The sequence below is a fragment of the Calditrichota bacterium genome (genome assembly GCA_014359355.1).
Taxonomy (GTDB): domain Bacteria; phylum Zhuqueibacterota; class Zhuqueibacteria; order JANLFK01; family Oleimicrobiaceae; genus Oleimicrobium.
This window is the reverse complement of the sequence record JACIZP010000304.1, coordinates 1-20223: the sequence shown is the minus strand read 5'-3', so window position 1 is coordinate 20223 and position 20223 is coordinate 1. Positions and strand designations below refer to the sequence as shown.

The window sequence follows — 20223 nt, the reverse complement described above, 5'->3', positions numbered from 1 at the left end:
AAAGAGAGGAGACAGGTCATGGCGCTCAAGAAAGAGGTCATCGCACGATTGCAGAGCATCGTGGGCGAGGACCGCTGCAAGACCAGCATCGCTGAGCGCTACGTCTACGCCTTTGACGGTGGCATTCACCGCGAGGTGCCAGACGTGGTCGTGCAGCCGATCACCACGCAGGAAGTCGCACAGATCGTGAAGCTGGCCAACGAATTCAAGTTCCCGGTTGTGCCACGCGGTGCCGGTACTGCCCTCTGCGGGCATTCGGTGCCCATCGACCACGGCGTGGTGGTCGACCTGCAGCGCATGAAGAAGATCAAAGAGATCTGTGTCGAGGACCTTATCTGCGTGGTGGAGCCAGGGGTGGTCTGCGACCATCTGAACGCCGCCCTGAAGAAGTACAAGTTCTTCATTCCCGGGCCGGCCAGCAGTGAGGCGGCAACGCTGGGCGGCATGGTCGCCTGCAACGCCTCGGGTGACAAGGCGTTGAAGTACGGGGCCACGCGAGATGTCGTGCTCGGCCTGGAGGTGGTGCTGCCCACCGGCGATATTGCCCGGTGCGGCGCCCGTTCCGTGAAAGGGGCCAGCGGCTACCAATTCGAAAAGTTCTTTGTGGGCTCAGAAGGAACCTTGGGCATCGTCACCGAAATCACGCTCAAGCTGGTGCCCTTGGCCACCTACCGCGCCGGGTGCGTGGCGGCGTTTGCCCACATCCGCGAGGCAGGGCAAACGGTGTCGGACATCATCGCGGTGCCGATCCTGCCGTCGAACATGGAGCTGATGTCGGCCACCTGCATCAAGGCCGTGAACAAGGCCACCGGCCTGGGGCTGCCCGAGGTGGATGCCATCCTGCTCATCGAAGTCGACGGGAACAATCTGCAAGCGGTGCGGGAGGAGCTGGCAAAGGTCACCGAAGTGTGCAAGAAGAACAACGCGGTGTCCATGGATTTCAGTGAGGACCCCAAGCGCCTGGAGGAGCTGTGGAAGGGCCGCAAGCAGATGATCCCCTCCCTGAGCGCTCTGCGCAAGGAGTACGCCACGGTGATGCTTGCCGACGATATGTCCGTGCCCATCTCCAAAGTGCCGGAGGCGGTGGTGCGCTTCCAGGAGGTCTCCGACCGCTACGACATCGAAATTCCTGCCTACGGGCACGCCGGTGACGGCAACCTACACACCAAGGTGCTCATGGATCCCACCAACCCGGATCACTGGCGACAGGCGGACAAGGCCGTGCAGGAAATCTACGACATTGTGCTGGAGCTGGGTGGCACGGTGACCGGCGAGCACGGCATCGGCATCACCAAGACGCCGTACTTCCGCCAGGAGCGCGCCAGCTTGATCGCGGCGATGAAGGCCGTCAAGCGGGCCTTGGACCCGAATAACATCATGAACCCGCACAAGATTCAGGAATGGGAAAATGGGTTCATCACCCACCTACGGTACCCTGTGGAGGTGTCGCAATGAAAGGCGAATATCTGAAACCGTGGTTGAACGAACTCATCACCTGCACTCTGTGCGGGTACTGCAAGAACGTCTGTCCACCCTTTGACGAGATTCTTTGGGATGGCACCTCGGCACGGGGGCGCAACATCTTGGCGTACGGCATGCTCACCGGCGAGATCCAGGCTGACGAAAGCGTTGCGCAGAGGATCTACGAATGCACCATGTGCGGCGACTGTGAGCGGCGCTGCCCCTCGAAGGTCAAAGTGCCACAGATCGTGCGGGCAGCACGCGCCGAGCTGGTGGACATGGGCCTGGCCTTCCCCGGCCAGATCATGCTGGCAGAAAACGTGATGGCCTCCGGCAACATCTTCGGCGACCGGGAGGTGATGCTGCCCAAGCAAGCGGGGGAGGTGCGCGTGTTCATCGGCTGCCAGTTCTTGGCGCGGCCGAACAAGGTGAAAAAGTATCTCAAAATACTCGAGATGATCGGCTTCAAGCCTAAGGTGCAGGAAGAAATCTGCTGCGGCTTTCCGCTGGTCTCTCTGGGCTTTGTCCACAAGTTTGAGGAGCACAAGAAGCGCTTGGCCGGGATGTTGGCGAAAGAGCCGACCATTACCTTCTGTCCCACCTGCACGGTTTTCCTGAAGGAGGAGTACGGTATCCCGACGCGTCACTTCCTGCAGGCAGTGGCCGAAAAGCTCCCAGCCGACAAGGTCAAGAAGTTAGAACTGACGGTCACCTATCATGACCCGTGCGACCTGGCGCGCGGTGCGAAGGTGGTGGAAGAGCCACGGCGTGTACTGGCTGCGATTGGCGCAGAAGTGAAGGAGATGCCCAAGAGCAAGAACACCACGCGCTGCTGCGGTGGCGGTGGCGGCATTCTCTCCTCCAACGAACAGCTGTCGGCGCAATTGGCGCGCAACCGGGTACGGCAGGCAATGGCTACAGGCGCAAAGACTATCGTCACCTCTTGCGCCACCTGCGAACAAACCCTCAAGAAGGGAGCTACTTCGTTGGCCGAAGCAGGGGAGGGCGACATCGTCGTGCGCGACGTGGCCGACCTGGTGTGGGACGCGCTCCGCTCGGCGGGCGCTTGAACGCGGTGACTTGTAGGGAGGGGAAGCTGGAGCAGGCGAGTTTTCAGGTGAAACGAAGGCGGAGGTCGGCATGCAGCTGTTTTACTTGGACAAGCTTCCTGGTCAGAATTCAATGCTCATCTTTCACGCTCTGGCACGCATGGGCGTGGAAAGCCTGGTCATCGTCTCGCCACAAGACCCGCTGGTGAGCATCGGCTACTTCCAGGACGCCAAGCAGGAGATCGACCTGGAATACCTGGAGAAGGTGAAGATTCCGGCGATGCGTCGCGAGGTAGGCGGCGGCGCCACCTATCTGGATGGTAACCAGATCTTTTACCAGCTCATCTGGCGGCGTTCCAACCCCCACTTCCCCAAGAAAATCAGCGAGATCTACGAATGGTTTTCCCAGGCGCCTGTGGAGACCTACCGCGAGTTCGGCATCAAGGCCCGCTTTCGGCCGGTCAACGACATCGTGACCGCGGAGGGACGGAAGATCGCCGGCGAAGGCGGCGCCGACATCGGCGATTGCATGGTCTTCGTCGGAGGCATCCTCTTGGACTTTGACTACGAGACGATGGTGCGGGTGCTCAAGGTGCCGGAGGAAAAGTTCCGCGACAAGATTTTCAAGAGCATGGAAGAGAACCTGACCACGATGAAGCGGGAGCTCGGCGCCGTGCCTCCTCGCGAAGAGATCAAGCGTGCCCTGGTGCGGCACTTCACGCGGCTGGTGGGACCCCTGGAGCCGGCAGAGATGACCAGCGAGCTCTGGGCAACCATGGCGCGGCTGGAGAAGGAGTTCAATTCACCTGAGTTCCTTTTCAAGAAGACGCCGCGTGTGGCCACAGGCGTGAAGATCCGCGAAGGCGTGGAGATCTCCTTCGGCATCCACAAGGCGCCAGGGGGCCTGATCCGCACCGTGCAGGAAGTGGAGCGGGAGCGCATTAAGGACCTGGGCATTTCGGGCGATTTTACTTTCTACCCTAAGGAGGAGCTGGCTGGCTTGGAGAACTCCCTGAAAGGGGTAAAGCGGCAGCCTGAGGATATCGTCCAGCGGGTGGGCGAATTCTGCGATGACCGGCAAGTGGAAACGCCGGGCGTGACCGCCGAGGATTTCTCCATGGCCATCATGAACGCACGGTAGATGGCGCAGGCGATGAGGAGCGTGACCGTGGCCAATATGAAGAGAGGTAAGCCAATTACCAGATTCGAGGAGCTGACCCCCGGCTTCTGGCGAGAGGTGGCTCTTGAGCCAGGTGGTGAGCTCATTGCCCGCTGTTTTGCCTGCGGCACCTGCACAGCCGCTTGTCCCGTGCACGCCGTGGACACGCGCTACAATCCCCGGCAGTTGGTGCACATGATCTTGCTGGGCATGAGGGAGCGGGTGCTGAGCAGTGACTTCATCTGGCTCTGCTCCGGCTGCTACACTTGTGCCGACCGCTGTCCGCAAGGGGTGCGCGTGACCGACATCATGACTGCCGTGAAGAACATCGCGGCGCGCGAGGGCTATCTCCACCCCACTTTTCGCCAGCAGGCAGAACTGGTGGGCAGATTTGGCCGCCTCTATGAGGTGGAGGATTTTGACAACAAGAAGCGGCAGCGCCTGGGCCTTCCTCCGGTCAAGAAGACGTTCCCCGAGGTGCAGGAGATCTTCCGCATGACCGGGATGGGCAAGTACACCGAAGCGGCGGAGGCCAATCAGCCATGAAGTACGCCCTTTTCCTCGGCTGCACGGTGCCGATCCGCAGCCAAAACTACGAAGTGGCCGTGCGCGCGGTAGCTGCCAGGCTGGGGATCGAGTTGGTGGACGTGGAGGATTTCTCCTGTTGCGGCTTTCCAGTCAAGTCCACGAATGCGCAGACCACTCTGCTCATGGCGGCCCGCAACTTGGCGGTGGCCGAGGAGCAAGGACTGGATGTCTGCTGCCTGTGCAGCGCCTGTTCGGCGGTGCTCACCGAGACCAATCTTGAGCTGCAGCAACACCCCGAATTGTTGCGGCAAGTGAACCGCCAGTTGCGCAAGATCAAGCGCCAGTACCGGGGTAGCGTCAAGGTCAAGCACTTTGCGCGGATTCTGTACGAGGACTATGGCCTCGAGGATCTGCGCCGCCACGTGACCAGACCGCTGACGGCACTGAAGTTGGCCCCGCATTATGGCTGCCACTTTGTGCGCCCCAAGGGGAACTATGACGCTTTCGACGACCCCGAGGCGGCGCGTTCTCTGGACGAGCTGGTGGCAGTTACCGGTGCTGAGGTCATCCGCTACGAGACCAAGAAGTACTGCTGCGGTGGCGCCATCCTCGGTGTGGAGCAGACGACGGCCTTGGGACTGTCGGGCCTGAAACTGAGCGATGTGCGGGCTGCTGGGGCGGATGCGCTCATCTCCATCTGCCCCTTCTGCAGCGTACTCTACGAAGATAACCAGAAGAAGGTGGAGGAGCAGTTTCAGCGTGAAATCGCCCTGCCGGTCTTTTTCTATCCCCAGGTGTTAGGACTTGCCATGGGCTACGACCCGAAGGACCTTGGCTTCCGCCTCAACAAGGTGCGGCCAGACGAGGTGTTGGCCAAGGTATTACCGGCGGCCGTGGCCTAAGGGATCTCCAGCAACCGAAGCGCGAGGGACGAAGCACGTGGCGCAGCAAAGGGAGAAGACTCAAGCAGTGCTGGTGGTGGGGGCAGGCGTTGCAGGCATTCGGGCGGCCATCGAGCTGGCCGATATGGGGGTTCCCGTCTACCTGGTGGACAAGTCGTCGATGGTGGGGGGCAAGGTGCTGCAGCTCGACAGGCAGTTCCCCACCGACGATTGCGGCTTCTGCAAGCTCTTGCCGGCCGTGCCCGGTGAGGGGGTGTCGGGCTTCTGCCTGCGGCGTGGGCTTTTCTACCCCAACGTCAAGGTGCTTTTTGACAGCCAGGTTACTGCCCTTGAAGGTAAGCCTGGGGCCTTCGTGGCCACCGTGGTGACCGGCGCGCAGTTCGTGGACCCGGAAAAGTGCATTACCTGTGGCCGCTGCGTTCCAGCGTGCCCGGTGGAGGTTAAGGACGAGTTCAACCAGGGGCTGAGCGTGCGTAAAGCGGTGTACGTGCGCCACGGCTTGGGCATACCGCGCCTCTACACTATCGACGCGGTCGCCTGCACGCGCTGCGGCGAATGCGTGCGCATTTGCCCCACGGCTGCTATTTGCCTGGAGGCCGGGCCGACCACCCAGCGGCTACAGGTCGGCGCGGTGGTGGCTGCCTTTGGATTCCGAGAGTTTGACCCATCGTCACTGAGCCAATTTGGCTACGGCCGATTTGCCAATGTGGTGACCAGCACTGAGTTAGAGCGGCTCACCAGCGAGGGCGGGCCAACACAAGGGGCCGTGCGCCGCCCCTCGGACGGCAAGGTTCCGCGCTCGGTGGCTTTTCTCCAGTGCATAGGCTCCCGGGATGCCGAACACGACTACTGCTCCTCGGCCTGCTGCATGTTTGCCATCAAGGAGGCAGCACACCTCAAGGCGGCAGGAATACAGTCGCAGATCTTTTATATGGACGTGCGCGCCTTCGGCAAGGGCTATCACCGCGTGTACCAGAGGGCCCAACAGGAACTGGGGGTTGAATTCACCCGATGCCGGGTGTCGGCGGTGGAGGAACACCCCGCCAGCAAGAACCTGGTCGTGGTGTACGAGGCCGAGGATGGCTCATTCCAGCGGCGGGAGTTCGAGTTAGTGGTTCTTTCGGTAGGCTTAGGCCCTGCGGAGCAAAGCGCTCAGCTCGCCTCTGCCCTGGGGGCAAAGGTGAACCGCCACGGTTTTGTTTCATACCCCGGCTTCTCCGCGGTGACCACCGGACGGGCCGGGGTCTTTGCCTGCGGCGCCCTCACTGCCCCCCGCGATATTCCAGAGAGCGTGGCCCAAGGACTTGCCGCTGCCGCACAAGCAGCCCTCGTGGTCAAGCCTGGCCGGCATGCGCGTGGCAAGGCAGAGCAGGTGTTGAGCCCCGCAGAGCATCGGGGCTCCGAGCCACGGATTGGCATCTTTCTCTGCGGGTGCAAGGGAGAAATCGGCGATGTTCTCGACCTGCAGGCCTTGGCGAATGCCGCAAGGAACCTTCCCGGAGTTGCTCATGTGGCGGTGGTGGACCTGCTCTGCTTCCAGTCGACCTTGGCGGAGGTTAAGAAGGACATCCGCGCGCATGGACTGAACCGGGTGCTGTTTGGCGCCTGCTCGCCTCACCTGTACGAAGACCGTTTCGTCCAGATGTTGGCGGAGGCGGGAGTTGATCGCCGCATGTTGGAGGTAGTACCGTTGCGGGAGCAGGTGGGCTGGATTCACGCCGACCGCGGAATGGCACTCGAGAAGGCAAGGTTCCTGCTCCACGCAGCGGCAATGCGTTTGCACAGCGCCGTCGCAGCGCCGCGTGGCGCGCTCAGGGTCACACCCCGGGCGCTGGTCATCGGCGGCGGCGTCACCGGCATGATTGCGGCTCTCGACGTTGCCGCTCAGGGCTTCGCGGTCGACCTCGTGGAGAAGAGCGGAGAACTCGGGGGCAACGCGCTGCTCTTCGATCGCACCTTGGAGGGATTGGACGTTGCCGACTTTGTGCGAACCACCATCGAGAAGGTCAGAGCGAATCCGCGGATCACAGCCCACCTGCGCTCGGAAGTGACACGTGTTGATGGCTTCGTGGGCAACTTCCGCACGACGGTGCGAAGGGCCTCTGGGGCGAAGCGCCAGCTGGAGCATGGGGCCGTGGTGGTGACCACAGGTGCCGTCGAATATCAACCAAGGGAGTATCTATACGGAAGAAACCGCCGCGTGCTCACCCAGACCCAGCTGGAGCAACGGCTCGCCAAGGGCAAAATCGACCCCGCGCGGCTCAAGTCCGTGGTCATGATTCTGTGTGTGGGCTCGCGCGATGAGCGTCGGCCTTACTGTAGCCGCATCTGCTGTGCGCAGGCCATCCGGAATGCCCTTGCCCTCAAGACGGCCAATCCAGAGCTGGCGGTCTATGTGCTGAATCGGGACATCATGACCTATGGCTTCAGCGAGGAATACTACACCAAGGCCAGGGAGGCCGGCGTGATCTTCCTCCGCTATGACTTAGCGGAGAAGCCGGTGGTTAGACAGCGGAACGGCAAGCTCGAAGTGCTTGTGCTGGACAAGATTATTGACGAAATGCTGCTGCTTACCCCGGACCTCGTGGTTCTTTCCACCGGAGTGGTCGCGGCCAAGAACGGCAGACTGAGCAAGGTGTTGCGCGTGCCTTTGGATGAAGATGGGTTCTTTGCCGAAGTCAACAGCAAATTCCGGCCGTTGGACTTTGCCCGCGCAGGCGTGTTTGTCGCCGGCCTTGCGCATTCGCCGCGCTCCTTGCGGGAATCGGTGACCCACGCCCATGCCCTTGCGGCGCGGGTGACGGCACTGCTGGCACGCGGCGAACTGTCCTGGCAAGGGGTGTATGCGCACCCAGACGAAGAGCTCTGCACGGGCTGCCGGATTTGCGAGAGCGCCTGCGAGTTCGATGCGATTCGTATCAACCGCGTGCGCGAGAACGGGCGCTACAAGGAGCGCGCCGAGGTCATCCAGGCCATGTGCACCGGCTGCGGCTGCTGTGTGGCGGCTTGTCCCAGCGGCGCCATGGGGCAACAAGGGCGGACCCGGGAGCAGCTCATGGCGGTCATCGGCGCGGCGCTGGCCTGATGGACGGAATCTGAGGCGAGGAGAGAGGCGTGACTGGCGCGTTTGAACCCAAAGTCGTGGTGCTTTGCTGTGACTGGTGTGCCGATGCTGCGGCGGACCTGGCAGGTGTGGCCCGGCTGCCTATGCAGCCGAACTTTGCCGTGGTGCGCATGGAGTGCAGCTCGCGCGTGGAACCGGAATTTGTCATGGAGGCGCTGCGCCGTGGCGCCGACGGGGTGATGATCGCTGGCTGCCATCCAGGCGATTGCCACTACGTCGGCGGCAACTTTCGCGCGCTGCGGCGGTTCGCCCTCTTGCGCACGATGCTGCGGCAGTTCGGCGTTGACCCGCGAAGATTGCGCCTGGAGTGGGTCCTGGCCACCGAGGCAGTGAAGTTTCAGCAGATGGTCAACGATTTCGTAGAGACCGTGAGGAGACTTGGGCCGAGCCCATTCCGCGCGTCGGGAGAGGGGTGATTCTGCATGGAATCGACAGGCGTTGGGCCTTGACTGCGTCACAGGGGTGGTTGGCTGTTACGCTCGATGAGTAGGGTACCCATGCGGCTTCAGCATCAAGGCCAGCTGCAAAGGGATAGTTGAAGTCAGGAGGAATCGCACCAAAAGGAGGGCGGCGCATGGCAACCTTGAAGCAGAAACTGGCTGAGCAGATTCCGCGTTTGCGAGAAGACATTGCCAACCTGGTCAAGACGCACGGCGACAAGGTCATCTCCGAGGTCACCGTGGCCCAGGCGTATGGCGGCATGCGCGGCGTCAAGTCTCTCATCTGCGACACCTCTTTGGTGGATCCGGAGAAGGGGCTGATTATCAGAGGCATACCCATCGCCCAGCTCACCGACAAGACACCCGAGGAGGTGTTCTACCTGCTGTGCACCGGAGAGCTGCCGGACAAGGCGGCGCTGGAGGACCTGCGCAATGAGTTCACCAAACGTGCGGAGGTCCCCGAGTATGTGTGGGCAGTGCTGCGTGCCATGCCCAAAGATTCGCACCCCATGGCCATGTTCGACACGGCCATCCTGGTGATGGAACGCGAGTCGCTGTTCCGCAAGCGGTACGACGAGGGCATGACCAAGACCGAGTACTGGGAGCCGATGCTGGAGGACTCGCTCAACCTCTTGGCACGGCTGCCGGCGGTGGCGGCGGGTGTCTACCGCATCCGTTTCAAGGATGGCAAGCTCATCAAAGGCGACCCAAAACTGGACTGGAGCGCCAACTATGTGCGCATGCTGGGGTTCGATGACCCCACCGGGGAGTTCGCCAACTTGATGCGCCTGTACCTGGTGCTGCACAGCGACCACGAGAGCGGCAATGTGAGCGCCCACACCTGCCACCTGGTGGGCTCGGCGCTTTCGGATGCTTACTACGCCGTTTCTGCGGGGCTGAACGGCTTGGCCGGACCTCTGCACGGGCTGGCCAATCAGGAATGCCTGAAATTCGTGTTAGAGATCCTGGAGAAGTACAAAGGCGTGCCCAGCGACGAAGAGCTGAAGAAGTTTGCCTGGGACACGCTGAATTCAGGCAAGGTGATCCCTGGCTATGGGCACGCGGTGCTGCGGGCCACTGATCCGCGCTACACCGCTTTCCATGCCTTCGGCAAGCGCGTCTGCGCGCAGGACAAGGTGTTCCAGATCGTCGACCGGCTGTTTGCAGTGGTGCCGGAGGTGTTGCAGGCCCACGGCAAGGCCAAAAACCCATGGCCCAACGTGGACGCCGGGTCAGGGGCGCTGCTCTACTACTTTGGCCTTAAGGAGTTCGATTACTACACGGTGCTGTTTGGCGTGTCGCGCGCTCTGGGCATGTGCGCCCAACTAATCGTCGACCGCGCCATGGGCGCACCCATCGAGCGTCCCAAGTCGGTGGGCACCGATTGGGTCAAGAAGCAAGTCGGCGCAGCGTAGCTCTGCAGACTGGGGCTGCCTTCATACCGTTGAGGGCAGCCCCTTTGCCTGTTGGGGTGTCTCTTCGTTGCGCAAAGGAGGGCGAAGGGCCATCATGGGACAGAACCTTGTGCAAAAGATCATCGCTGCTCACCTGGTGGAAGGGGAGATGAAGGCTGGTGAACCGGTCGCCATCCGCATCGACCAGACCCTTACCCAGGATGCCACCGGCACCATGGCCTATCTGCAGTTCGAAGCCATGGGGATTCCTCGCGTCAGGACTGAGCTTTCGGTGAGCTACATCGACCACAACACGCTCCAGGACGGATTCGAGAACGCCGACGACCATCGCTACCTGCAGTCGGTGGCTGCCAAGTACGGGATCTATCTCTCCAAAGCGGGAAATGGCATCTGCCACCAGGTGCACTTGGAACGCTTTGGCGTGCCGGGCAAGACGCTGCTCGGCTCTGACAGCCATACCCCCACAGGCGGCGGCTTGGGGATGATGGCCATCGGCGCCGGGGGTCTGGACGTGGCGGTAGCCATGGGTGGTGGCGCTTTCTATCTCACCTATCCCAAGGTCCTGAAGATTGTGCTCACCGGTCGCTTGCAGCCCTGGGTTGCTGCCAAGGATGTCATCCTCAAAGTACTGGAGATGCTCACCACTAAGGGCAACGTGGGCTGGATGATCGAATACGGGGGGCCAGGGATTGCGACCCTATCGGTGCCGGAGCGGGCGACCATCACCAACATGGGTGCCGAGCTGGGGGTGACGACCTCGCTTTTCCCCAGCGATGAGGTAACCAGGCAATTCCTGAAGGCGCAGGGCCGCGAACAAGTGTGGGTGCCGCTTGCCCCCGACCCGGACGCCGAATACGACCGGGTGATCGAACTGGACCTTTCCACCATCGAGCCGATGATTGCCAAGCCGCACAGCCCCGACAATGTCTGCCGCGTCCGAGACATAGCGGGTACCAAGGTTGACCAGGTGTGCATCGGCAGCTGCACGAATTCCTCGGTAAAGGACTTGCTGACCGTGGCCGCAGTGCTGAAAGGGCGCACCGTGCACCCGGAGGTTAGCTTTGTCGTTGCCCCGGGGTCCAAGCAGGTGCTGCGCATGATTGCCGACAGCGGCGCGCTGAGCGACCTCATCGCCGCAGGTGCGCGCATCATGGAGGCTACATGCGGCTTTTGCATTGGCAACGGCCAAGCTCCTCCGACCAATGCCGTATCCATCCGCACCAACAACCGCAATTTTGAGGGGCGCTCGGGCACAAAGTCGGCAAACGTCTACCTGGTCAGTCCGGAGACTGCCGTGGCCTGTGCGCTCACCGGCGTGATCACCGATCCCCGGGATCTGGGAATGCGCTACCCGGCCATCCCTATGCCGCAGCGATTCACCATCGACGATAGCCTTATTCTTCCGCCTGCGGAGCATCCCGAAAAGGTGGCGATTCTCCGAGGCCCCAACATCGGTGACCCGCCCGCCAACACACCCTTGCCGGATGCCCTGCGCGCGGAAGTGGCGCTGAAGGTGGGCGACAAAATCACCACCGACCACATCATGCCTGCTGGCTCGCGCCTCAAGTACCGCTCCAACGTTCCCAAGTACGCAACCTTCGTGTTCGAGCCGATCGACCCCACCTTCCCGGAGCGCTGCATGAAGAACAAGGAAAGGGGGGTGTTCAACATTGTGGTCGGCGGCTGGAGCTATGGCCAGGGCTCGTCCAGAGAACATGCCGCACTTTGTCCCATGTACCTTGGGGTCAAGGCGGTGGTCGCCAAGAGCTTGGAGCGCATTCACACGGCAAACCTCATCAACTTCGGCATCCTGCCGCTGCGCTTCAAGGACGAACAGGACTATGAGCGTCTCGCCCAAGGGGACCAATTAGAATTGCCAGAGCTGAAGATGCGTCTGCTGAAAGGGCAGCCGCTCATAGCGCGCAAGCTGGCCACAGGCGAGGAACTGGAGCTGGTGTACGAGTTGAGTGAACGACAACGGGCGATCATCCTTGCTGGCGGCTTGTTGAACTACACGAGAGGGCAGCAATAGCTATTGGGCGAGCAGCGACCAGGCTTTGCAGTGGAGGACAAAAGATGAACCAGGAAGCAATCGAGAGGGCAAAGGCTCATTTTGGCAAGCTTGTCGAGGAGCAGCTGGCGCGCGTCGAGCAGATGAAGCAGGCCCAGGACTGGATCGACTACTCCACCCTCAAGCCTATCATCATCGGAGTATGCGGCGGCGACGGGATTGGGCCTATCATCTCGGCTGAGGCACAGCGGGTGCTGGAGGAGATGCTGGCCGACGAAATCAAGTCTGGCAAAGTTGTCTTCCGAACCATCGAGGGTTTGACCATCGAGAATCGCGTCAAGCACATGAAAGCGATCCCTGACGACGTGCTGGAGGAGATTAAGAAGTGCCACGTGATCCTCAAGGGCCCGACCACTACGCCAGAGAAGGGAGGTCCTTACCCCAACATCGAGAGCGCCAACGTGGCGATGCGGCGCGCCCTGGACCTGTTTGCCAATGTTCGACCGGTGAAGGTCCCCAAGGAGGGAATCGACTGGATCTTTTTCCGTGAGAACACCGAGGGTGCCTACATCTTGGGGAGCAAGGGTATCCAAGTAACCGAGGACCTGGCCTTCGACTTCACCGTCACCACGCGCCAGGGGGCAGAGCGCATCATTCGCATGGCGTTCGACTATGCGCACAAGAACAAGATCAACAGCGTCACCGTGGTCACCAAGGCGAATGTAATCAAGACCACCGACGGACTGTTCCTGGAGGTCGCCGGCGAAGTGGCCAAAGACTACCCCGAGATTTCCTGGGAAGGTTGGTACATTGACATCATGACCGCCAAGCTGGTGGACCCGAAGCGCCGCACCCAGTTCCGCGTCATTGTCCTGCAGAATCTCTATGGCGACATCCTCACCGATGAGGCGGCGGAGTTCCAGGGCGGGGTGGGCACTGCGGGCAGCGCCAACATCGGCAAGCGCTACGCCATGTTTGAGGCCATCCACGGTTCGGCGCCGCGCATGATCAAAGAGGGCAGAGGCAAGTATGCAGACCCCTGCAGTATGATTCGCGCCGGCGCGATGTTGCTCCGCCACATCGGCTACCCGGACAAGGCCGAGCGCTTAGAAATGGCCCTGGACATCTGTGGGCAGTTCGAGAAGCGGTTGGTCATCACCGGTAGAGACACCGGAGCCACCGGGCGCGAGTTTGCCGGTTACCTGCTGGAGACCGTCCGCGACCCCAACTTGCGTCAACGTTGGGAGGCATACGCGAGGGCCTGAATTCTGCGCAGAGCGAGCCAGAAGACAATTGCTCTGTCGTCCACATCAAGACGCCGCCCATGCCGGATCAAACTGGGCGGCGTTCTTGTGCCCGGGTGACTGGTCCCGATTCCGCAAGGTGATCAGCGGTGTGCCCCTGGCTTGACCGGTGCCTGGGCCGGCAAGTGACCACTCGTAAAGCCAAGATAGCCCGCGGCACACCCGGTGCCTTGCACGCATCATCCCGTTGGCGGAAGCCAGGGCGGAGCCCGGCGCCAGCACGCCGCAGGGGAAATAATGTCTTGACAGGGAAGATTGGGTTTTGTATATTGTCCGCCCGTTCCTGTTCCGTGGCAGTTGATTTCCTTCAATGGCGAGGTGCGCACCCGATGAAGATTCTTCCGAAGCATGAGCGGTTTTTTGAGATGTTTGCCGAGGCTGCTGCCAACATTCAGGAGGCGGCACAGCTCCTTGTGCAGATGCTCGAGTCCGGCAAGGAAGCCGAGCGCTTTGGCCGCCAGATCAAAGAGCTGGAGCACAAGGGGGACAAGCTCACCCACGAAATCATCAACAAGCTGAACACCACTTTTGTCACCCCTTTCGATCGGGAGGATATCTACGCCCTGTGTCGGGCCTTAGACGATGTGATCGACCTCGTTGATTCTGCCGCTGACCGCGTTTATCTCTTTGAGCTGACCAACCCTGGCGAGGATGCCGTGAAACTGGCGAAAATCATCGCTGAGGCCTCGGCGGAGATCGTGCGCGGGGTAAGCCTCCTTCGCCACCCAGCGCAAATGTGCGTGCATTGCATCGAAATCAATCGCCTGGAGAATGAGGGGGACAGGGTGTTCCGCCACGGGCTTGCTAAGCTTTTCCACAACTGCACTGACCCCATTGAGATTATCAAGCTCAAGGATTTCTATCAGGATCTGGAGCTGGCCACGGACCGTTGTGAGGACGTGGCCAACGTGCTGGAGGCGATTTCGGTGAAGAACGTGTGAGCAGGAGGCGATGCACCCCTTCGACAGTCTGACCTTCTTAGCTATCGTCGTCGCCCTCGCGTGGACGTATGACTTTTTCAATGGCATGAACGATGCGGCCAATGCCATCGCCACCACCATTTCCACCCGCGCTTTGACTCCCGCCCAGGCCATCTTCCTCGCCTGGCTCATGAATATTCTGGGGGCTTTTCTCACCACTGCCGTGGCTAAGACGATGGGCAAAGGGGTTGTGGACCCTTCAGCCATGGACCAGGTGGTAGTCATTTCCTCATTGGTGGGCGCAAGTGTGTGGAGCGCCGGCTGCACCTACGCAGGCATACCCATCAGCATTACCCACGCGCTGGTGGGCGGCATCGTCGGCGCGGCGGGTGCGGCGCATGGACTCGGGGTGGTGAAGCTGGCAGGCTTGAAGAAGATATTCATCGCCATGCTCGTCTCACCGGTCCTGGGCTTCGTCGGAGGATACATTTTGCTTGTCCTCATTTTCTGGATCGTGAGAAACATGATGCCTTCCCGTGTCAACAGGTTCTTCCGCTTTGGCCAGATTGCATCGGCTGCCTTTATGGCCCTGAGTCATGGGACCAACGACACGCAGAATGCGATGGGTATCATCACCGCGGCGCTGTTGGTGGGAGGCTTCATCAAGGAGTTTCACGTGCCGACTTGGGTCATCGTGGGCTCGGCCCTTTTCATGGGTTTCGGCACCTCGGTGGGGGGGTGGCGGGTCATCAGGACGATGGGCATGAAGATGGTCAAGCTCCGCCCCGTGCACGGGTTCAGCGCCGAGTTTTCCGCGGGTGCGGTAATACTTGTGGCGACGCTGCTCGGAGCGCCGATCAGCACCACGCACGTCATCTCCACCGCCATAATGGGCGTGGGCGCCACGCATCGTCTTTCCGCAGTCCGCTGGGGCGTAGCTCTGCACATTGTCGTCACTTGGATTCTGACCATGCCTGGCGCGGCATTGGTGGCGGCCGGTACATTCGAGCTGCTTAAGCTCATCCTCTGAGACCGTCGCGGACTGAGGGGAATGAGCCACCTGGCGCTCGGTGCCTTCCGGTGCAACCGCGAAGTCGGGACGCTCGCACAGGAGGCTGGAACCGTAGCTTGCGGGTCCAGCTCCGTGCAACGTGCTGTTTGACCTCCCCGTGTTCGCCACCAAATTCGCTTGACTGGAGCTTCGCTATTTCGTAAATTCCGCCAGGCACAAGGCAGGTGCTCACCTGGGTGCTGAAAACAGGCCGAGCTGGTGTAGCCACCACGTGCTTTTGATAGTAGAAAAGCCTTCCAACCAAAGAGCGGAGGAAATTATGAAGAAGAACATGGGTTCAGTGGACAGGACGGTGCGCATTCTGGTGGCGCTGGTCATCGCGTTGCTGTACATCCTGAACGTCATCTCGGGCACGCTGGCGATTATTCTGGGCATTGTGGCGGTGGTTTTTCTGCTTACCAGCTTTGTCGGTTTTTGCCCGCTCTACGTTCCCTTCAAGATTTGCACGCTGAGCAAGAAAGAGCGGGAACAGGCCGCCAAATAGCAGGTGAGCGTGCGGTACCCTTTTGAGGTGTGCCGGTCCTTGAAGTTTGGCATTTCCCATGTCCCTGACTCGCGGAGGAAGCATGGAAGTCGACATAGGCAAGACGATCCGTATCAGTGACTTCATCAGCGCAGCGGATGGAAGGGCGCTCCTGTTGGACACCACGCTGCCTGCTTCTGTGGGAGCAAGCCCCGGCCTGACCCACATCGATGAGGTCCTCCGCGAGGTCACCGAGATCCTGGACGGGATTATTGTGAACCCAGGGCAGGCAGAGCATCATGCCGAGTTGCTTGGCGGTAGGAGACGGGCAAGCCCCTTGGTGCGGGTGGATTGGAGCAACGTCTACCGCGGGCCGGACTTTTGCCTCCCGGCTGCGCAGTTCAAACACCTATTCATCTCCGATGCTGAAGATGCGTTGGCGTTGGGGGCCAGCGCTGCAGTCGCCAGTCTCTTCCTGGGGTTTGACGACGAAGCCGAGGCGAAGAACATCGAATCCTTATCGCTGCTGGCACGCGACTGCTATCGCCTGGCTCTGCCCTTGGTGGTCGACATTCGCCCGATTGGCTTCAAGGTGGGTCCTGGCAACTTCGAGGAGTCAATCAAACTCGGCGTGTCGTTCATGCAGGAGCTGGGTGCGGATGTGTTGATAATCCCACAATGTGAGATGGCCACTTGCGCCACCATTGGCAACTGGATCGCCGTGCCGGTATTGGTCCGCCTGGATGAGATCCCAGAAGCGGGCCAGGTGGAAGAACTGCTCAAGACCGGCCTTCGCGGCATCGTCGTTGGAGAAAAAGTGATCGCCCAGGACGACTATGCCGGCCAATTGACCAAGCTGGCCGAGCATTTGCATTACAGGAGACCTGACGATGGTGCGCTGCCCAGGTAAGACGGCGCGGCTGAATCGCCTGTTCAACCCGAGGGACGGGCGAGCCGTGTGCGTGGCCGCTGACCACGGCTGGATGTCTGATGTCACCCCCAATGTGATGGAGTTGCGGCGCATCCTGGAGCTGGTGGTCCGCGGCGGCGCCGATGGCATTCTCATCAGCTTTGGCACGGCAGTGCGCCACGGTCACCTCCTGCGCGGCAAGGACTCGCCGGCAATGCTCATTCGCGCCGACTGGATGAACATGCCCCGCCTCGGTGCCTCCAACGTGAGCAACGTGCTGCCGGTGGTCAACTTCAAGAAGATGGCCACCTCTCGCGCCCGCGACGCCCTGCTTATGGGCGCTTCGGCCATCACCATTTACTACTTCATCGGTTACGGAGATGAGTTCGAGGCCATAAACATCGAGCAGGCGGCCGACTTTGCCAAGGAGTGCCGCAAGGTTGGCCTGCCGTTGATCATCGAACCTATGGCCGTGGGCGGCATGGTCACCGGCGTGAATATTGCCGAGATCCTCATCGCTTCGGGGCGCATCGCGGCGGAAATCGGCGCCGACGCACTGAAGATCCCCTACACCGGCGATGTAAAGTCATTCAAGCAGTTGGTGGATCAAGCGGGTGTGCCTGTGCTGGTCTTGGGCGGTGCCAAATCCGATGTCCCCCGCGATGCCTTGGAGTTAGTGGACGAGGCACTGCGCGCCGGCGCCAGTGGCACCGTGTTTGGCCGCAACGTCACCAAGGCCAAGGACCCCGAGAAGATGGTCTCCGACATTGTCGCCTTGGTGCACGGCGGCAAGACCATCGCCGAGATCTTGGGAGAGCGCCGCGCTTTGGGACAGCGACTCAAGCCAGTGCCCACTCAGTGCGTGGGTTGTCAGCTCTGTGAGGTTGCCTGCGTCCGGGCGCACACCCCAGGGTACGGCCAGACACGCGCGCGGCTGCGTATCCAGTTTCCTCCGCTGGGTGACGAGCTCAGCCCGATCCGTCCGGTGGTCTGCACCCTGTGTGGCCAATGTGTGGAAGCCTGCCAGCCTGGTGCGCTCACCATCGGGCCTGACTCGCGGCTCGTTCTCGAGCGGAACCTGTGCACGCAATGTGGCGCCTGCGTCGAGGCCTGCCCCTTTGATCTTATCTTCACCGAGAATGGCTACCCAGTGGTCTGTGACCTGTGTGAGGGCGATCCGGAGTGCGTGAAATGGTGCAAGCGTGGCGCCATCGTCCTTACCGAGTGGAAGCGGAGAGCGCGACATGTCCATGCAGAATAGAGGCTACGCCAACAGGATCCTCACCGTCGATCTGAGCACCGGTGCGATCACCACAGAGGAGTTGGACGAACAGATAGCCCGCCTCTACTTAGGGGGCAAGGGGCTCGGCTCGTACCTGCTCTACACGCGCATGGCGCCTAAGGTGGACGCGCTCGGGCCCGACAACCTGCTCATTTTTGCCACCGGTCCGTTGACCGGGACCATCGCCCCCACGTCAAGCCGGCTCTGCGTGATGGCAAAGAGCCCCAAGACAGGCACTTACATGGACTCCTACTGCGGCGGCTTCTTTGGTCAGACGCTCAAGTACGCGGGCTATGACGCCGTGGTCATCAAGGGTGCGGCCAAGCAACCGAAGGCCCTCGTTCTGGATGACCAGTCGGTGGAACTGGTGGATGCGGCCGACCTCTGGGGAAAGAACACCGCCGAGACTGCCAATGCCCTGCGCGAGCGCTATGGCCAAGACGTGCAGACGGCGGTGATCGGTCCCGCGGGCGAGCGCCTGGCCACTCTTTCCGGTGTGTTCTGCGGCCTGCGCACCGCAGGGCGAGCAGGCACCGGTGCAGTCATGGGCTCCAAGAAGCTCAAAGGGATAGCTCTCCGAGGGACGGGTTCGGTGCAGGTGGCTAACCGCCAGGAGTACGAGGAGGCTGTGTGGATTGCCCACCGCATGCTGCGCATGAGCAGCCAGGTCAAACGCATGGTCGACTTTGGCACGCCGAATATCGTCCTTTTGGTGAACGCCGCTGGCGCCTTGCCCACCCGTAACTTCCAGTACGGGCAGTTTGACAAGGCGGAGGCGCTGGCAGGCGAAGTGTGGCGCAAGCATTACTGGAAAAAGGACATCGCCTGCGAAGGGTGCCCCATCGCTTGCTCAAAGATCGCCTACTCCCCAAAGTTTGATACTGCCATCGATGGACCCGACTATGAAACGATTTTTGCCCTGGGCAGCAACTGCGGCGTTGCCGACCACGAGGCGATAATTTACGCCAACTACCTGTGCGACATGTACGGCGTCGATACCATCACCGTCGGCAACATCATCGGTTTTGTGATGGAACTCTACGAGCGGGGCATGGTGGGCAAGGGGGAGCTGGACGGGATCGAGGCCGTGTGGGGCAGTGGTGAGGCCCTGGTACAGTTGACAGAGAAGATTGCTAAAGGCGAAGGGATCGGAGAGCTGTTAGAGAAAGGGGTACGCGAGATTAGCAAGCACTTCCCTGGGAGCGAAGATTTCGCCATGCACGTCAAGGGCTTAGAGATGCCGGGCTATCTACCCCGTGCCGCCAAGGGGATCGGCCTAAGCTACGCCATCTCCGAGCGGGGCGCCTGCCACTTGAGAGGCTCCCCATTGGTGGAAATCCTCGGCGGGGCCGAACCTCTGACGCCGGAAGGGAAGGCAGCTCTGTTCAAAGTGAACCAGACCGACAGCGCCGTGGTCAACTGCCTCATCCTTTGCTATTTCGTCAAATTCGGCATCACGCTCAAAGAAGTCTGGCAGATGGTCAATCCCTGTACCGGCCTGGCCTACGCCAGCCCGCGCGAGCTCGACCAAGTGGGCGAGCGAATCGTCAACTTAGCGCGGCTTTACAACTTGCGTGAGGGCTTTACCGCCAACGACGACACCCTGCCCAAGAGGTGTGTGGCGGAACCGCTCCCGGCGGGGCGAGCAAAGGGGCAGGTAGTGGAGCTGGACAGACTCCGAGCTGACTACTACAAACTCATGGGTTGGGACGAGAACGGTGTGCCCAGGGTGGAGACCCTGCGCGACTTGGGCATTGCCGATATGCTGGATTTCATGCGATGACGGCAACATTTTCCAACGAATGGAGGAGCAAGGATGGTAAGTAAGCGAGGTTGGCTTGTGGCGGCGGTTATGGTGGGAAGTCTGTGGGGCATGGCAGAGGTGCTGATGGATGCCACTCTTGCGTGGAGCGGTACCGCCGCACGTGCCATAGTGCTACCTTCATTCGCGGTGATGCTGGTAGGAGTGCTCCATGTGCTGGAAAGCAAGCGGGGTGCCATTCTTAGTGCGGGAATAGTCGCAGCTTTCTTCAAGTTCCTGAACGTGCCGTTCTTTGGCTGCCAGATCTTTGCCGTGGTGCTTCTTGCGCTCCTGGTGGAAGTCGCCGTTTCGGTGCTCGCCCCGCGGGTGAAGGCCAGTGAGAGCACGCTGCCGCTCCTCGTGGGCCTGGCCACCTGGTTCT

At 61.0% G+C, this 20223-nt stretch carries 17 protein-coding genes; all 17 read left to right on the top strand.

Annotated features, from left to right (window positions below):
- Positions 1 to 18 precede the first annotated feature (18 nt).
- The gene (locus H5U38_13095; protein MBC7187963.1) at positions 19 to 1455 is read left to right on the top strand and encodes an FAD-binding protein; all 1437 of its coding nucleotides are present in this window, start codon (positions 19 to 21) and stop codon (positions 1453 to 1455) included.
- Positions 1452 to 2531, top strand: a complete 1080-nt coding sequence (locus H5U38_13090; protein MBC7187962.1) for a (Fe-S)-binding protein — start codon at positions 1452 to 1454, stop codon at positions 2529 to 2531. Before H5U38_13095 ends, H5U38_13090 begins: the two co-directional genes overlap by 4 nt.
- 70 nt (positions 2532 to 2601) lie before the next feature.
- A complete protein-coding gene (locus H5U38_13085) occupies positions 2602 to 3651 on the top strand; it encodes a lipoate--protein ligase family protein (GenBank protein MBC7187961.1) in 1050 nt (349 codons plus the stop codon).
- A 36-nt stretch (positions 3652 to 3687) separates the two neighbouring features.
- Positions 3688 to 4215 (top strand): 4Fe-4S dicluster domain-containing protein, encoded by a 528-nt coding sequence (locus tag H5U38_13080; protein MBC7187960.1) that lies wholly within the window; start codon positions 3688 to 3690, stop codon positions 4213 to 4215.
- On the top strand, positions 4212 to 5099 hold the full coding sequence (locus H5U38_13075) for a CoB--CoM heterodisulfide reductase iron-sulfur subunit B family protein (protein ID MBC7187959.1): 888 nt from the start codon (positions 4212 to 4214) through the stop codon (positions 5097 to 5099). Before H5U38_13080 ends, H5U38_13075 begins: the two co-directional genes overlap by 4 nt.
- 37 nt (positions 5100 to 5136) lie before the next feature.
- Complete coding sequence (locus tag H5U38_13070; GenBank protein MBC7187958.1) at positions 5137 to 8184, top strand: CoB--CoM heterodisulfide reductase iron-sulfur subunit A family protein; 3048 nt, start codon at positions 5137 to 5139, stop codon at positions 8182 to 8184.
- Positions 8185 to 8213: 29 nt separating this feature from the next.
- The gene (locus tag H5U38_13065) at positions 8214 to 8639 is read left to right on the top strand and encodes a hydrogenase iron-sulfur subunit (protein ID MBC7187957.1); all 426 of its coding nucleotides are present in this window, start codon (positions 8214 to 8216) and stop codon (positions 8637 to 8639) included.
- 158 nt (positions 8640 to 8797) lie between these two features.
- Positions 8798 to 10078 carry a citrate (Si)-synthase gene (locus H5U38_13060; GenBank protein ID MBC7187956.1) on the top strand — a complete coding sequence of 427 codons (1281 nt, stop codon included), beginning with the start codon at positions 8798 to 8800 and terminating at the stop codon, positions 10076 to 10078.
- 94 nt (positions 10079 to 10172) lie between these two features.
- Positions 10173 to 12110, top strand: a complete 1938-nt coding sequence (locus H5U38_13055; protein ID MBC7187955.1) for an aconitate hydratase — start codon at positions 10173 to 10175, stop codon at positions 12108 to 12110.
- Between the two features lie 44 nt (positions 12111 to 12154).
- The gene (locus H5U38_13050) at positions 12155 to 13354 is read left to right on the top strand and encodes an isocitrate/isopropylmalate dehydrogenase family protein (GenBank protein ID MBC7187954.1); all 1200 of its coding nucleotides are present in this window, start codon (positions 12155 to 12157) and stop codon (positions 13352 to 13354) included.
- A gap of 368 nt (positions 13355 to 13722) precedes the next feature.
- Positions 13723 to 14334: a DUF47 domain-containing protein gene (locus H5U38_13045; protein ID MBC7187953.1), complete on the top strand. Its 612-nt coding sequence runs from the start codon at positions 13723 to 13725 to the stop codon at positions 14332 to 14334.
- Positions 14335 to 14344: 10 nt separating this feature from the next.
- Entirely contained in the window at positions 14345 to 15343 is a 999-nt protein-coding gene (locus H5U38_13040) for an inorganic phosphate transporter (GenBank protein ID MBC7187952.1), read from the top strand.
- Positions 15344 to 15644: 301 nt separating this feature from the next.
- Positions 15645 to 15869 (top strand): DUF2892 domain-containing protein, encoded by a 225-nt coding sequence (locus H5U38_13035; GenBank protein ID MBC7187951.1) that lies wholly within the window; start codon positions 15645 to 15647, stop codon positions 15867 to 15869.
- 82 nt (positions 15870 to 15951) lie between these two features.
- On the top strand, positions 15952 to 16758 hold the full coding sequence (locus H5U38_13030) for a hypothetical protein (GenBank protein MBC7187950.1): 807 nt from the start codon (positions 15952 to 15954) through the stop codon (positions 16756 to 16758).
- A complete protein-coding gene (locus tag H5U38_13025) occupies positions 16739 to 18019 on the top strand; it encodes a 4Fe-4S binding protein (protein MBC7187949.1) in 1281 nt (426 codons plus the stop codon). The genes H5U38_13030 and H5U38_13025 overlap by 20 nt, the downstream gene beginning before the upstream one ends.
- A complete protein-coding gene (locus H5U38_13020) occupies positions 18003 to 19823 on the top strand; it encodes an aldehyde ferredoxin oxidoreductase family protein (protein MBC7187948.1) in 1821 nt (606 codons plus the stop codon). Before H5U38_13025 ends, H5U38_13020 begins: the two co-directional genes overlap by 17 nt.
- 33 nt (positions 19824 to 19856) lie before the next feature.
- A partial coding sequence (locus H5U38_13015; protein ID MBC7187947.1) for a hypothetical protein occupies positions 19857 to 20223 on the top strand: 367 nt, incomplete at its 3' end.